Source organism: Bacillus sp. FJAT-49736 (assembly GCF_018343615.1).
Lineage (GTDB): Bacteria > Bacillota > Bacilli > Bacillales > Bacillaceae_C > Margalitia.
On sequence record NZ_JAGYPI010000002.1, the window covers coordinates 455,957 to 470,112 of the forward strand.

A 14,156-nucleotide genomic window follows, 5' to 3' on the forward strand; every position below is an offset into this window, starting at 1 on the left:
TATTGAACCCAGCATTTTTTCGATAAAATACGGGGGACAGTTCCCTCATTTTCCAAACAAAAGAACCGTCCCCACGTTTTACCCCTATTCTAATTCTTTAATATCCTTAATTAGCATTTCAACATTTTCCTTTTTTGTAGCCCAACTAGTACAAAATCTTACAACGCTGTGTCTAGCATCGACTTTCTCCCAAAGGGAAAATGAATACTTTTCGCCCAATTTGGTTAACACTTCATTTGGTAAAATAGGAAACTGTTGATTGGTTTTGGAATCATATCGTAAAGAGAAACCTTTATCCACAAATGCATCTCGTATCATCATTGCCATTTCCACTGCATGATTGGAAATTTCATAGTACAAGCCATTTTCAAACAGAGTTTCAAATTGAATCCCGAGCAATCTTCCCTTTGCCAGCATTCCTCCATTTTGTTTGATGAAATACCGAAAGTCTTTTTTTAAGGCATCATTCATGATGACTACAGCTTCACCGAATAATGCTCCTACTTTTGTTCCTCCGATATAAAACACATCACAAAGTCTTGCAATATCCGCTAAGGCTAAATCGCTGTCTCTTGAAGCCAGACCATAGCCTAATCTGGCTCCATCCATAAACAATGGCAAACCACATTCCCTACAAACTTTGCTTAGTTCTTCCAATTCCGATTTACTGTAAGTCGTTCCGTTCTCGGTAGGGTGAGAAATGTAAACTAAGCCTGGCTGCACCATATGCTCATGAGTGGCATCATTCCAATGAGCATCATATAATTCTTTGACCTGTTCCGCTTGAATTTTCCCATCATCACTCGGCAAGGTCAGCACCTTATGACCAGTAGCTTCAATGGCCCCAGTTTCATGCCCTGCAATATGTCCCGTAATCGCAGCAACTGCCCCCTGATGCGGGCGTAAAATAGAAGCGATAATCGTAGTATTTGTTTGTGTTCCGCCAACTAAAAAGTGTACATCCGCATTTTCTGCATCACACGCTTTTCTAATATAATCTCTGGCTTTTTCACAATGCTCATCCAAACCATATCCGGGTGTCTGCTCTTCATTCGTTTCCATAATCCTAGTTAGAATTTGCTTATGAGCACCTTCCGTATAATCATTTTCAAACCGTATCATTCTTCTCACCCTTCTTCTCAACAATTTAATTAAAATAAAACGGACAATCACCATGTTTATGTTGGATGATCGTTTCTATTTTTCCATAAAGTCTTAATACTTTACTTTTATAATAGCATTTTCACCTATGCACAAGTTAATTTATTGGGATTCGACTAGCAGCTTTTGCCCTTATATTACTCCTTTTGCATTATTTTTTTTATCTGTTTTAAAGCTAAAAATGCGTTTCCATGAGTAGAAACGCATTTTTGGTAAAGCTAAAGCAGTATATTTAATTGAAAAAAAGGGGAAATTTTAAAAAAACCGTTTACTATAACGTCTAAAACGAGGGTAGCTATGTATTATATTTGGGAAGCAATGGTAATCTTATTGACCGGTGTTTGCTTAATACGGATTGCAGGAAAGAAAACAGTTGCACAAATGTCAGGTTTAGAAGTGATTACCATTTTAGCGATTGCATCCACAACTGGGCATGCTATTTCAGAACAAGGCTTGTTGAAAACCATACTTGCCCTGTGTTCTCTCGTGGCATTACTTATGCTCGTTCAGTATTTAGCCATTAAATTTAATTTTGTTAAAAGATTAATGATAGGGAAGGCAACATCTGTAATTCAAGACGGCGAAATTATTTTTAACAATCTAAAAAAGCTGCGTATCTCCGTTGATCAGTTGGAAGCAAGATTACGAGAAAACGGAATTTCTTCTGTCAAAGATGTAAAAACAGCATCCATTGAAATTACTGGACAGTTTGGGTATGAGTTAATGAATCATGCAAAGACTGTAACAGTTGGAGACTTAGAAAAAAATATAGAGCAACTTCAAACAGCTATTCTTCAACAGATTAGCACTATGGAGCAAAAGGAAACGGTTCAAATTCAATCCACAACCCCAATACGACCAGATTCGTTAGAGTAGTGAAAAAACCTATCAACCACTTTTAGTATTTTTAAATGGAGACGTTTTATCTTAAACGACTACTTTTTATAGCACGGGATGGTTCCATTATTTACTGAAAACGCAAGAACCGCCCCCACGCTTAAAGAATATCTTCGACAGAGTTTGTCACCTTAATTGCACGTGGTTGGTTATTGGCAAAATAGCTGACTGCTCCGTAACCACCTAAATAGAATTGGATTTCTTTATGATTCTCCGCAAATTGATCTAAACTCTTGATTATTTGCGAATCTGTTTCAAATGGAGTAGTGGTACTTGCTGATAAAATAACAACATCTGGCTTTAATTTAAGCACTAATGATTCAATCGCACCAGGTGCGGGTGAGGCACCTATTAACTGTGTTTTCCAACCCTTCAACATGAATTGCATTAAAACGAGATGCACTGGCACTTCATGTTGTTCATATGGGAGACACGCACCGAGAACAAAAGGAGCATTTTCTCGATATTGATAATTCCTTCGAATCTGAACTAAAAAATCCCTTACAACAAGACTTGATACAGATTCCTGAAATTCATCCCATTCTTTTTTTTCCCACTTGTTGCCTACTTCCTTTAAGAAAGGAATCACAACCGTTGACAAAAATGGATCTAATCCCAAGTGATGGTAAGATTGTTTTAAAATGAAATTCAATTCTAATTCATCACAATGCTTGCCTTTTTCCAGCAGTCTGAAGACATACTCATTCAAATATTCATATTCTATGGATATATCTTTATCCAATAAAATTGGGGGATCATCCACCATATCCTTAATAAGAGTGGATGCCTGTTTAACCGTGTGGCCTTGTTCTGTAAGCAACTTCATATTCAAAAGGATATGTACATCCTTCGTACTGTATATTCTATACCCATTCTCTTGCCGAGATGGTTGAATGATTAGATATCGTTCTTCCCATTTGCGAATGACTTGTTTGGACAACCCTGTCAAATCTGCGACCTGCTGGATCGTATACCATCCATTTGGGTCTGAGTGGATCATGAATTTCATCCTTCCTATACTAGCAATTTACATATTAAGTATATCGAATCACTTTCCATTGTAAAAGGATTGTTTCAAAACGTTTTACATACGCTAGACAAAAAAAGTATGGTTCTTCATGTTAGAGAGAGAAGGGAAATAATAGATTAAGTAACTAGATTTTGTTTGAAATAGTACAAATAAAATCGGTTCGAATTGAATTCCTTGAGAATGTCTAAGCTAGCAACTTTTGCCTATAATGCTTCAGCTAAAATTCTCGCCTGTTGATCAAGTTTACGCGCCGCTTGTCCAATTCCTGTAAATTCATCAACGGCCTGTTTTGTTTTAGATTGACTATCCATAATTACCGTTTGCGAACGCTTCGTACCATCAGCAATATCTGCAACCTGAGATGCAATTCCTTCCAAATTAGAATGAACTTCCTTTGTAGCTTCTTCCACTTTCTTAGACAATTTACGAACTTCATTTGCCACTACGTTAAAGCCTCGTCCATACTGTCCTGCATGTGCTGCCTCTATGGCGGCATTTAATGCTAGCAGATTGGTTTGCATGGCAATTTCTCTAATTGTTTTAAGAATGTCACGTATAGAATTGGATTTACTCTCTAACAACTGAAGTAATTTTATGTTTTCGTTGGATTCTTTAACGACTCGATCAATAACTGATGTAATTTGATGACTATTAGAAATTCCAATTTCAGCTCTTTTCAATAATTCCTCCGCCATTTGCTGAAGTTCTGTTTTTAGTACAGTAGTAGTATTTTCACGCGTTGTTACATCAGTTGCTACTTTCACAACAGATTGAACACGACCTTCTGTGTTATACACAGGAGTATAAGTTGCCTCAAACCATTTGTGCCGACCATTTTTTGTGACCCGCAAAATTTTTTCTTGGAATGTTTTTCCTAACCTTAATTCATTCCAGAATGTCACATAATCTGCACTATGTATAAAATCCTCTGTACAAAATTGTCTGTGCATCATGCCTGGCATTTCATTCGTTTCATATTCCATTGCCTTTGCAAAATTATCATTTGCCCACAACACTTTACCGGTAGTATCAAACTCAATTATTGCTAAAGATCTTTTGATAGCAGTAAAAACAGGGCTTTGATCCAATATATGATTATCTTTTTCATTTTTTAATCCATTCAAAGTGTTCACCTCTTTTATAACGTTGTATAATGTTACACAAAATATATTATACAAACATTATACAAATCTTTCATAATCCTTACAAGAATCTTTTTTTCATCTAAAACAGAGAATGTTTTTTGAGAAATAAAAGAAATTCAGTAATCAATCATAAATATTTCAAATTAGTATTGTTAAGGTTTCTCGAAACATGTCGAAACAATACATATAGTGCTATAGATTATCATGTATAGGTTCTTTACGTGAAAAATAATGAGGTGGAATAGTTGGTTTTCAAAATATCCAGAACGCGAAAAAATGAGATGAAAGTAAATATGTTTGGAACTCCCGAAATACGAGTAGATAAGAACAGTGAAGTGTATAAACAAATCAAAATGATTGAGCTTACTCTAACTGATTTACAACAAATTATGAGGTTAAAGCCGTTTATCGATGAAAATATAAATTATATTGTCGATCGATTTTATTCTAATTTGGAAAATGAGCCCTCCCTGCTGTCTATCATTGATCATAATAGTTCCATAGAAAGATTAAAGATTACGCTAAAAAGACATATAACAGAAATGTTTACAGGAATCATTAATGATGAATACTTGCAAAAAAGAATTCGCATTGCACACGTCCATGTTAAAATTGGCCTGCAAACGAAATGGTATATGTGTGCTTTTCAAGATTTATTCCTGTCTATTTTACATATTGTCCAAGATAAATTAGGCAACAGTGAAGAATCCTTTTCATCGATTCGTGCCGTCTCCAAACTGTTAAATCTAGAACAGCAATTAGTACTGGAAGCATATGACGCACAACTTGAAAAACTAAAAACAGAAACAGAACAACAAAAGAACTTAATTAGAAATAAAGTAACTCATGCAGCACAACAACTCGCTTCTATTACGGATGAAACAAATGCATCTTTTCATCAATTAAACTCAGAATCAAAAGGAATTATTTCTCATGCTACAAAAGGTGCCGAATTATCTCAACTTGCTGAAAAACGGGCGATGCAAGGAAAAGAGCAGCTGCAAAAACAAAATATCAATATGACAAATATTCAAGGTTCCGTGTCAGATATTTCAGAAGATGTTCATGTCTTACTAGAAACTACCAAACAAATGCAAGAAATTATTAGTTTAGTAACGAACATAGCGGATCAAACCAATTTGCTATCTTTAAATGCGGCGATTGAAGCAGCAAGAGCTGGGGAGAATGGTCTTGGCTTCTCTGTTGTTGCTGGTGAAGTTAGGAAACTATCGGATGTAACGAAAGAATCTGTAACAAATGTTTCCACCCTAATATCCAGTATGAACGCTCAAACAGAAAAGCTTACTATGTCCCTTGAAACAATAAAGAATGAAGTGCATGACGGAAATCGTAATATGGAAGAAACAAAGGAGCATTTTCTAGAAATCCACGGAAATGTGGTGGAGACTAAGGCACAAAATAACAAAATGAAAGAGGAACTTATTTCCTTCAGTCAAATTATTCAAGAATTAGGAAAAGCATTCGATGATGTTGCACTCTCCGCTGACCATCTGAATACCTTAGCGGAAGAAATGAATAAATGAAAATAGGGCTTACTAAAAAAACGGGGACGGAGCATCAGAAACGTCCCCATGTTTTCTGGTCTCACTTTAAAACAGCATGCAACAATTGACTAGACAAAAAATATAGTAGAAAATATAGAAAGAAATGATGGTAGAAAGGAGGATTAATCAGTGAAACAGCGCTCACTAATATTACTTGGATTACTAATGGGACAAAGTCAGCATGGCTATCAAATCAATGAATTTATTGAAAGAAATTTGAGTACTGTAACCGATATGAAGAAACCAACTGCATATGCTACATTAGATAAATTAAGTCAAAATGGATATATTGATATTCATTTGGAACAAGAAGGAAATAGGCCAACTCGCAAAGTATATTCCATTAATGAAAGTGGAAAGCAGTATTTTTACAAACTACTTATTGATAACTTGTCTTCTGCTGAACAGGTTAATTACCAAAGCGATATTGGGTTAATGTTTATTGATTTTCTTCCGATGGATCAAGCAATACCAGCATTAAAGGACAGACTTGAGGGCAATAAGAAATTAATTAAAATGTTCAAACAAACGCCGACACATGGAATACGTTTTGGCGTTAACCTAGCAGTTGAACATAAAATTATCATGCTAGAAGCAGAAATTCAATTTCTCGAAAAAACGATAAATAACCTTTCACAATTAAAATAATAAGATACGGCAAAGTACAAGAGAACCTACTACAGGTTCTTTTTTTATTTAATAGAAAAAATATAGTCACAATTGACTAATCATAGTCTAAGCAATATAATGATTATTAATTAGTCACAATTGACTAATCATAAAATATTAAAAAGGAGTGACTTACTTTGTTTCTTGCTTTAAAAGAGTTAAAGCATGGCAAGTTTCGATTTATGATGATTGGAATTATTACAGTTCTTATAGCTTGGCTTGTCTTTATCCTTTCAGGGTTAGGTAACGGACTTTCTACGCTGAGCGCTGCGGCATTTAAAAATATGAATGCAAATTACGTTACATTCGAGAAAGGTTCAAACGCCTCCATGAGCCGCTCTCTCTTAAGCGAATCATTAGTCCAGGAGCTAGAAAAACAGGATAATGTCAAAGCAGCTTCGTCAATGGGTTCAACAATGGGAACGGTTTTAAAAGGAAAAGCCTCTAGTGAAGAGGAAAAAGTAGATATTGCTATATTAGGGATTACTCCCGGAAGTTTTCTTGAACCAACAGTAATAGAAGGAAACCCTCTAAATAAAAATAACTCTCTAGACGTTATCGCCAATGATACATTAAAAGAGAAGGGCTTTAAAATCGGGGATACACTCACCATCGATGGATCTTTAGAAAAGATGCGTATTGTTGGGTTTGTTAAAAATGAAACGTATAATCACTTACCTGCCATTTTTACCACGTTAGATAAATGGCGCTCTATCCAATTTGCAGCACCAGGTTCCACTAAGGGGATAAAGGATCCGGTTAATGGTATTATGCTGCAGGGAGAAAATATTGACGCCCAAAAATTAAATAAACAATTTCCAAGAACGGAAATTGTTACGAAGGCAGCTGCTGTCCAGGGGATGCCTGGCTACAAAGAAGAAAATGGAACCATCACAATGATGCTTGCTTTCCTTCTTGCCATTTCTGCATTTGTACTTGCCGTCTTCTTTTATGTGCTCACCTTACAAAAATCAAATCAGTTCGGTATTTTGAAGGCGATTGGCGCTAGTAATCGTTTTCTAGGAAAAGCAATTGTATCACAAGTATTTTTATTATCGTTATCCAGTATTGTTATTGGGATACTGCTAACATATGGAACAGCAATTATCCTACCAAATGCAATGCCATTCGCACTTGATATTAAACTAGTTATTCTATATGCAATATTATTACTTGTTATTTCTATCTTAAGTTCCTTGATTTCTGTTCGAAAGATAACGAAGATAGACCCACTTCAAGCAATTGGGAGGATGGAGTAATGTCCGGAATACAATTTAAGAATGTTTCAAAGATATACAAGCAAGGGGAATCACAAGTAGTTGCTCTTCAAGATGTATCTTTTTCAGCTGAAACAGGAGAGTTTATAGCAATCATTGGTCCATCGGGATCAGGCAAAAGTACCTTTTTATCCATTGCTGGTGCACTGCTTCATGCATCAAAAGGAGAAGTTATCCTTAATGGAAAAAGCATTAACCAATTAAGTCCTAAAGAATTATCCAGAGTACGCCTTGAAGAAATAGGATTTATATTGCAAACTAGTAATCTCATTCCCTACTTAAATGTTCTTGATCAACTACTAGTTGTTAAAAAGATGGCTGGCAAACTAACAACAAAAGATACGGAATACGCCAAAGAATTATTGCAACACCTAGGATTAGGAGACAAGCTAAAAAAACTACCAGAACAGTTATCAGGCGGTGAACGACAACGTACTGCTATTGCTCGCTCCTTTATCAATAATCCTTCCATTATTCTTGCCGATGAGCCAACCGCAAGCCTAGATACGAAAAAGGCTCATGAGGTTGTTCAGCTCATTGCAAAGGAAGTAAGATCAAGAAATAAGGCAGCTATTATGGTTACACATGATGAACGAATGTTGGAGTACTGTGATAAAGTTTATCGAATGGAAGATGGCAAACTCGAGCTTGCAAATTCGTAATACAGAGGGACGGTTCTCGCGTTTTCTAAAGAAACATCAGAACCGTCCCCATGTTTTCACTTGTAAGATTTATTTTCTAATATAACCACTTTTTCTCCATTTTCGGCTTCCCCTATTTTTTTCGTATTTTCCACTAAACGATAAATATTATCGCAGCACTGTTTGGCACCCATGACTAATAATGGTACTCCAATAAAATCAATTCCTAATCCTCTCGAGAAAAATCCACCTATGGACATAACCATTGGTACAGTTGGTGAAGTATTGGAGAAAACAATCTTTTCCTGAAAGTGATGTTTATCTTCCAGTAATAGAGTCCATTCTTTTAATGCTTTAACAACCAACTTGTTTCTTTTTCGACCTATGGTATAGACGGAATTTCCCTCTTCATCGATCCCGTGAAAAATAAGTTTCCCAAAATCCTTTTTCGTTAATTTATTAAAATACTTCACATTTAATATTTGTTCTGTAGTTAGCTTTTTTTGGGATTGTGGTAATTGCTTTAAATGATATGCAGCAGCCAAGGAAGTGGTATGTGTTCCACCATAATCGTTATAGATATATATCATGTTATCATCCCTATATTGTTTATAAATATTATGTTCCTTCCTTCCATTCCTAATTCTATTTATGGTTTGTCCTTTTTCGAATTTTTTATAATACATCTTTACCTACATTTATCCAAATTGTGCCCCCGCCACTTATCTCCATTTTTAGCTAAGGCTGTTTTGTTATAGATTGTTGTTTTTCGTATATTGTTATATATCCTAATATAGTCTTAGCTCGGGCAACTTTTCTTAAAAAAGTTATTCTTTCATAATCAAAGATCATTTTTGTCTGAAAAAGCAAAAAGTTTAAGAAAAGAGCCATAGATAAAAAGAAATGTATGAAAAAGGATAAATATACACAATATAAATTATGCCAAATTATAGAAAATTAGTTATGGAAAAGACGGTAGGTGTTCACTTGGATGATCGGTAAATTTTTCCGAAAAAATGTCGCTCGAGAATCAGAAAATGAGTACAAGCAAGGAGAAATAGCAAGCATTTTCAGTGAAAACCTACAATTTTTTCAGAATATCTATAAAGATTGCTTTGATGTTGTTTTTCATTGCTTTGAAACATTAGAAAAGAAACAGGCAGCCCTCATATATATTCAAGGGCTATCCAATACACAAGAATTAAATGAAAACGTGATAAAAACTCTAATGTCGATTCCAACACTTTCGGAAGAAACATATCCAATAATTCCTGTTTCGCAAATAATAAAAAAGAAAACGTACAGTGAGTGTATCGAGTCCATTAGTTCCGGCCTCCCAATTCTTATTATAGATGGTGCCCCCTCCGCTCTTTCATTGGGACTTGCAAAACAAGAAAATCGAAGTATTGAGGAGCCTGTAGGAGAATCCGTTATCCGCGGGCCGCGCGAGGGATTTAATGAAGTAATCGCCATTAACACATCTTTATTAAGAAGAAAAATACGTAGTCCTCAATTAAAAATGATCCAAATGAAAATTGGAAAGTATTCGCAAACAACCGTCGTCTTAACCTATATTGAGGGGCTGGCAACTGCTCCACTCATAGAGGAAGTGAAGCAAAGGTTAGACAAGATTGACATTGATGGGGTATTAGAAAGCAGTTATATTGAAGAAATGATTGAAGACACACCTCTATCGCCTTTCCCACAATTATTAGCAACGGAAAGACCAGATACGGTGGTAGCCAATTTGCTGGAAGGACGAATAGCCATCCTGGTAGACGGGACACCTTTCTCATTAATAGCCCCGGTAACCTTATTCTCATTTTTGCAATCATCGGAGGACTATTATGAAAGATATATCATAAGTACCTTGATTAGATGGATTCGATATCCCTTCTTTTTAGTCTCATTACTGCTGCCTTCTATTTATATTGCGCTGACAACCTTTCATCAGGAAATGATTCCAACTGATTTGCTCATTTCCATGGCATCAGCAAGAGAGTTTGTTCCTTTTCCTACCTTTTTCGAAGCTTTGCTAATGGAAGTTACGTTCGAAGCATTGCGAGAAGCTGGGGTACGTCTGCCAAAACAAATTGGATCGGCTGTTAGTATTGTAGGGGCACTCGTTATCGGTCAAGCAGCCGTTCAAGCGGGAATTGTTTCCCCTGCTATGGTCATTGTTGTATCGATAACTGGAATCGCCTCGTTCATGATTCCAAGATATTATTTAGGTTTTTCCATCAGATTATTACGATTCCCTATGATGATTTTAGCAGGAACTTTAGGGATACTTGGCATTATTCTTGGCCTTTGTGGGATACTGATCCACTTATGTAAACTTCGATCGTTCGGAGTCCCTTATTTATCCACCTTGGCTCCTGCCCATGCAGACGAATATAAGGATACCTTAGTTCGGGCTCCGTTTTGGAAGTTTAATACACGACCGCGACTAACAGGAAAGTATAATAAATTTCGACAATCCCGTAACCAAAAACCGAAACCACCAAAGGAATCTTTATAGAGGGAGTTATTCATGTATAAATTCATGTTGCCTTTATTCGTCATCTCACTTTTGTTAAGTGGTTGTGGAAATGTGAAGGAGCTTAATGAACTAGCCATTATATTAGGAGCAGCTATCGATTTAACTGAAAAAGGAGAAATTGATCTAACCGTTCAATTTTTAAATCCTCATAGTACCAGTTCGAGCGGAGGTGGTGGAGCTGGTGGCGGCGGAGGAAAATTCACCATTGTTCGTTCTGCAAAAGGGTTAACCGTTGCCGACGCCATTTCCAAGCTTCAAGAAGTTATTCCACGAAAAATATTTTGGGGACATTGTAATGTCTTTATATTCGGGAAAAGGTTAGCCCGTCAAGGAATACTGGACGCTGTTGATTATATTGTTCGTGCTCCTCAAACAAGAGAGCAAGCTCTTTTATTTATAAGTGATGGCGATGCAAAGGAGTGCTTGAATGTAGACCCGCCATTGGAGAAACAGGCAGGACGAGTTTTAACCTTACTGTCCAAACAGCATATATTATTGAGTGTTTCTGTAAAGGATTTTATGGAAATGAAGTTAGGGTCTACAAACAACACCTTCCTTCCATATATAACGAAATTGCCACCGAATCCAACAGATCCACCACAAGGAACGATACCTTATATTAAAGGAACAGCACTTTTAAAAAACGGGAAAATGGTTGGCATTTTAGATGATTCACTAACTCGCGGAATCATGTGGTTGAGAAATGAGGTAAAAGAAAGTCAGGTGGTTGTACAAAATCCTTTAGGTGAAAAAGGGACCATTACATTAGCTCCCTTTCAAGCAACCATTAAATTGATTCCTCTCATTCAAGATGGTCGCTGGAAAATGATTGCCAAGGCTTCTGCAAAAGGTGAAATTACAGAAAATGTGACTAATCTTAATGTCATGAACCCGAATACAGTCAAAAAGGTTGAGAAAGCAATGGAGAAGGATATTAGCACACGTATAAGGCAATCCTTTAACCAATTGCAAAGAAAGAACAATACGGACATTGTCGGCTTTGCGGAGGAGTTCCATCGTAAATATCCAAAGGAATGGAATAGGGAAGAAAAACATTGGGATGATATTTTTCATACTTTGCCGCTTGATATTCAAATAGATGCGCATATCATTGGCCCTGGACTTCTGACTATTCCTTCTGATTAAGAAAGACAGGAGTGAAGAGCCGTTGGTAGTAATCAAAGTGATAGGGGTCATCTTATTTACATTCATACTTACGTTATCGCAGCTACCATATTTAAAGAAGAAGACCAAAAAAGAAAAATGGGCTTATACTATTATCACATTCATGAGCTTGGCTATTGCCGCTCTGCTCATTGTAAAGCCTGATTTACCTGGACCAACTCAACTGGTAGAGAGACTTTATCCAAATTTATCAAGAATACTTAAATAGATCCTTATATAGAGCAAATAGCTTTTTCACTAAGAGAATGAATATCTATAGTTTTCTTTGTGCCTAAAATAAATTGGAGATAGGGTGCATCAGGAGGGAAGAAACAAATGTCGGCAAAAAAAATAAACATATCAGCCTCCCAAATGGGACTTCTCATGTACCCATCCGTCATCGCAACGGGGATAATAAATTTACCTCTTATAACAGGCCAAGTAGCGAAACAAGATGCCTGGATTTCTCCCATTTGGGGATCCTTCATCGGCGTCATTGCTGTATGGATTGCGTATCAATTAAATAAGAGCTTCCCTGACAAATCCTTTATCCAATATTCTGAAGTTGTAGTTGGGAAATTTATTGGAAAAATAATTGGCTTTTTATATCTATTCTTTCTCCTCCATATCAATGGATTCGTCGTAAGAGAGTATACCCAGTTTGTTTGGGGTTCCTTTTTAAATGATACGCCGATGATTATTATTTCTGCTATTATGATTATTTTTAGTGCTTATGCTATTTATGGCGGCCTGGAGGTGATTGCTCGACTAGGTCAAATCCTTTTTCCGTTCTTTTTCTTCCCACTATGTCTTTTATTATTTATATTACTTATCTTTATGCATCCGAAAAATATATTACCAATTATGGAGCGTGGTATACTCCCTTCTATTAAAGGCGGGATTGTTCTTTCCTCATGGTACAGTGAATTATTTCTCATTTCCTTTTTCTTGCCATATATCAAAGAGAAATCCAAAGGGTTAAAGTGGGGAATCTATACAGGAATTTTGATAACCTTTACCTTTATGTTTGTTAATCTTGTCACGATTTTTGTTTTAGGAAGATTTTCTTTCTATGCGGTAACCCCATTACTTACGGTAGTGCGTTACATAAGTCTAGGCGAATTTTTTCAGCATGTTGAAGCGGGGCTTCTAGCCATATGGTTGATAGGGACCTTCATCAAGATTACAACACTTTATTATATCGTTATAAAGGTAGCCTCTCAGTGGCTGAACCTGCCTGATGAAAAAACACTGATCTTCCCTCTAGGTTTTTTACTTTTAATCAGTAGTATATGGGCTTCCAAAAGTGTTCAACAGGTAGCAAGTTTCATCCTTCATTATTTACCGATGTATCATTTCACTTTCTTTATTGGTATACCATTTCTTATACTCATTATTAATAGTGTTAAAAATAAAGTATTAAAAGGGAAGCAATCCAGCGGTTAAAACAGAGGGACAGTTCTTATGTTTACCAAAAACTCGAGAATGTCCCGATGTATTTCGCTTTGTCTATTGAGTTATATTGTTCAAATAGCACATTATTATGGGAAAATTCCACTCGTCTACTCACTGATTTTGTTCCAATAAGCTCGTTTTCCGTTTTTCCATCACATCATCTTTTTCAGGCACGTTCAACCTGTGATCGTCCCCGCTTATCCCATCTATCGTCATTTCAGGGCACAGTCAACCTTTGCTTATTTCCGATTTTTACCACATAACTGATTTTGTCCAATAAATCTCTGGAAAAATCACAGGGACGGTTTTCATGTTTTCAAAAAAGAAACAAAAGAACCGTCCCCATGTTACTTCAATCAATTTATTTTTAAAATATCTTAAAACCCAAATATAAATGTCGATATTAATAGTATCGTGTCGAAATTTGATAATGATGACGGAATCAGTTTCCGATAAAAGCATACTTATTGAAAAATAAGGACGCAAAGCTGCGGGCCTAAAGCATTGAATGCTATGGTAGCCGAGCCGCCGTTTTCTTTTGAGCTTCTATAAAGGATGCTGAGTTTTTTGGAGTCTATGGGGACAATTCCCAAAAGATAAACACAGTGAT

General features: G+C 36.2%; 12 protein-coding genes, 3 pseudogenes and 1 riboswitch. Of the genes and pseudogenes, 10 read left to right on the forward strand and 5 right to left on the reverse strand.

The window, feature by feature from the left end; translation table 11 throughout:
* Positions 1 to 84 precede the first annotated feature (84 nt).
* Complete coding sequence (locus tag KHA87_RS13625) at positions 85 to 1,122, reverse strand: threonine aldolase family protein (RefSeq protein ID WP_213094705.1); 1,038 nt, start codon at positions 1,120 to 1,122, stop codon at positions 85 to 87.
* A gap of 336 nt (positions 1,123 to 1,458) precedes the next feature.
* Between KHA87_RS13625 and KHA87_RS13630 the strand changes: the two genes are divergently transcribed.
* Positions 1,459 to 2,037 (forward strand): DUF421 domain-containing protein, encoded by a 579-nt coding sequence (locus KHA87_RS13630; RefSeq protein ID WP_213094706.1) that lies wholly within the window; start codon positions 1,459 to 1,461, stop codon positions 2,035 to 2,037.
* 121 nt (positions 2,038 to 2,158) lie between these two features.
* On the opposite strand, the gene KHA87_RS13635 is transcribed toward KHA87_RS13630, so the two are convergent.
* From KHA87_RS13635 to KHA87_RS22655, 3 genes and pseudogenes are all read right to left on the reverse strand, one after another.
* The gene (locus KHA87_RS13635) at positions 2,159 to 3,058 is read right to left on the reverse strand and encodes a MerR family transcriptional regulator (protein WP_213094707.1); all 900 of its coding nucleotides are present in this window, start codon (positions 3,056 to 3,058) and stop codon (positions 2,159 to 2,161) included.
* A 233-nt stretch (positions 3,059 to 3,291) separates the two neighbouring features.
* Positions 3,292 to 3,645, reverse strand: a pseudogene (locus KHA87_RS22650) (methyl-accepting chemotaxis protein); the annotation flags it as partial.
* 177 nt (positions 3,646 to 3,822) lie between these two features.
* Positions 3,823 to 4,221, reverse strand: a pseudogene (locus tag KHA87_RS22655) (PAS domain-containing protein); the annotation flags it as partial.
* A gap of 305 nt (positions 4,222 to 4,526) precedes the next feature.
* Between KHA87_RS22655 and KHA87_RS22660 the strand changes: the two are divergent.
* The 5 genes and pseudogenes from KHA87_RS22660 to KHA87_RS13660 form a co-directional block, all read left to right on the forward strand.
* Positions 4,527 to 5,009, forward strand: a pseudogene (locus KHA87_RS22660) (protoglobin domain-containing protein); the annotation flags it as partial.
* Positions 5,010 to 5,213: 204 nt separating this feature from the next.
* Positions 5,214 to 5,777: a methyl-accepting chemotaxis protein gene (locus tag KHA87_RS22665; RefSeq protein ID WP_481748372.1), complete on the forward strand. Its 564-nt coding sequence runs from the start codon at positions 5,214 to 5,216 to the stop codon at positions 5,775 to 5,777.
* A 150-nt stretch (positions 5,778 to 5,927) separates the two neighbouring features.
* A complete protein-coding gene (locus tag KHA87_RS13650; protein WP_213094710.1) occupies positions 5,928 to 6,446 on the forward strand; it encodes a PadR family transcriptional regulator in 519 nt (172 codons plus the stop codon).
* Positions 6,447 to 6,604: 158 nt separating this feature from the next.
* Positions 6,605 to 7,726, forward strand: coding sequence for an ABC transporter permease (locus KHA87_RS13655; protein ID WP_213094711.1), 1,122 nt, complete (start codon positions 6,605 to 6,607; stop codon positions 7,724 to 7,726).
* Positions 7,726 to 8,406, forward strand: coding sequence for an ABC transporter ATP-binding protein (locus KHA87_RS13660; protein WP_213094712.1), 681 nt, complete (start codon positions 7,726 to 7,728; stop codon positions 8,404 to 8,406). The genes KHA87_RS13655 and KHA87_RS13660 overlap by 1 nt, the downstream gene beginning before the upstream one ends.
* A gap of 56 nt (positions 8,407 to 8,462) precedes the next feature.
* Here the strand turns inward: KHA87_RS13660 and KHA87_RS13665 are convergent, their stop codons facing one another.
* Positions 8,463 to 8,975, reverse strand: a complete 513-nt coding sequence (locus tag KHA87_RS13665; RefSeq protein WP_213094713.1) for a DUF3189 family protein — start codon at positions 8,973 to 8,975, stop codon at positions 8,463 to 8,465.
* Positions 8,976 to 9,376: 401 nt separating this feature from the next.
* Here KHA87_RS13665 and KHA87_RS13670 point away from each other — a divergent pair, with 401 nt between their 5' ends.
* The 4 genes from KHA87_RS13670 to KHA87_RS13685 all read left to right on the forward strand — a co-directional run bounded on the left by KHA87_RS13670 (position 9,377) and on the right by KHA87_RS13685 (position 13,537).
* Entirely contained in the window at positions 9,377 to 10,906 is a 1,530-nt protein-coding gene (locus tag KHA87_RS13670; protein WP_213094714.1) for a spore germination protein, read from the forward strand.
* Between the two features lie 12 nt (positions 10,907 to 10,918).
* A complete protein-coding gene (locus tag KHA87_RS13675; RefSeq protein ID WP_213094715.1) occupies positions 10,919 to 12,073 on the forward strand; it encodes a Ger(x)C family spore germination protein in 1,155 nt (384 codons plus the stop codon).
* A gap of 22 nt (positions 12,074 to 12,095) precedes the next feature.
* The gene (locus KHA87_RS13680; protein ID WP_213094716.1) at positions 12,096 to 12,320 is read left to right on the forward strand and encodes a hypothetical protein; all 225 of its coding nucleotides are present in this window, start codon (positions 12,096 to 12,098) and stop codon (positions 12,318 to 12,320) included.
* Between the two features lie 107 nt (positions 12,321 to 12,427).
* Positions 12,428 to 13,537: a GerAB/ArcD/ProY family transporter gene (locus KHA87_RS13685; RefSeq protein ID WP_213094717.1), complete on the forward strand. Its 1,110-nt coding sequence runs from the start codon at positions 12,428 to 12,430 to the stop codon at positions 13,535 to 13,537.
* Between the two features lie 456 nt (positions 13,538 to 13,993).
* A riboswitch (cyclic di-GMP riboswitch) is annotated at positions 13,994 to 14,079 on the forward strand.
* Positions 14,080 to 14,156 lie beyond the last annotated feature (77 nt).

Excerpts from the sequence above, each read along its gene's own strand:
- KHA87_RS13625 (WP_213094705.1), bottom strand. The coding sequence starts at position 1,122 with ATGATACGGTTTGAAAATGATTATACGGAAGGTGCTCATAAGCAAATT.
- KHA87_RS13630 (WP_213094706.1), top strand. The coding sequence starts at position 1,459 with ATGTATTATATTTGGGAAGCAATGGTAATCTTATTGACCGGTGTTTGC.
- KHA87_RS13635 (WP_213094707.1), bottom strand. The coding sequence starts at position 3,058 with ATGATCCACTCAGACCCAAATGGATGGTATACGATCCAGCAGGTCGCA.
- KHA87_RS22665 (WP_481748372.1), top strand. The coding sequence starts at position 5,214 with ATGCAAGGAAAAGAGCAGCTGCAAAAACAAAATATCAATATGACAAAT.
- KHA87_RS13660 (WP_213094712.1), top strand. The coding sequence starts at position 7,726 with ATGTCCGGAATACAATTTAAGAATGTTTCAAAGATATACAAGCAAGGG.
- KHA87_RS13665 (WP_213094713.1), bottom strand. The coding sequence starts at position 8,975 with ATGATATATATCTATAACGATTATGGTGGAACACATACCACTTCCTTG.
- KHA87_RS13670 (WP_213094714.1), top strand. The coding sequence starts at position 9,377 with ATGATCGGTAAATTTTTCCGAAAAAATGTCGCTCGAGAATCAGAAAAT.
- KHA87_RS13675 (WP_213094715.1), top strand. The coding sequence starts at position 10,919 with ATGTATAAATTCATGTTGCCTTTATTCGTCATCTCACTTTTGTTAAGT.
- KHA87_RS13685 (WP_213094717.1), top strand. The coding sequence starts at position 12,428 with ATGTCGGCAAAAAAAATAAACATATCAGCCTCCCAAATGGGACTTCTC.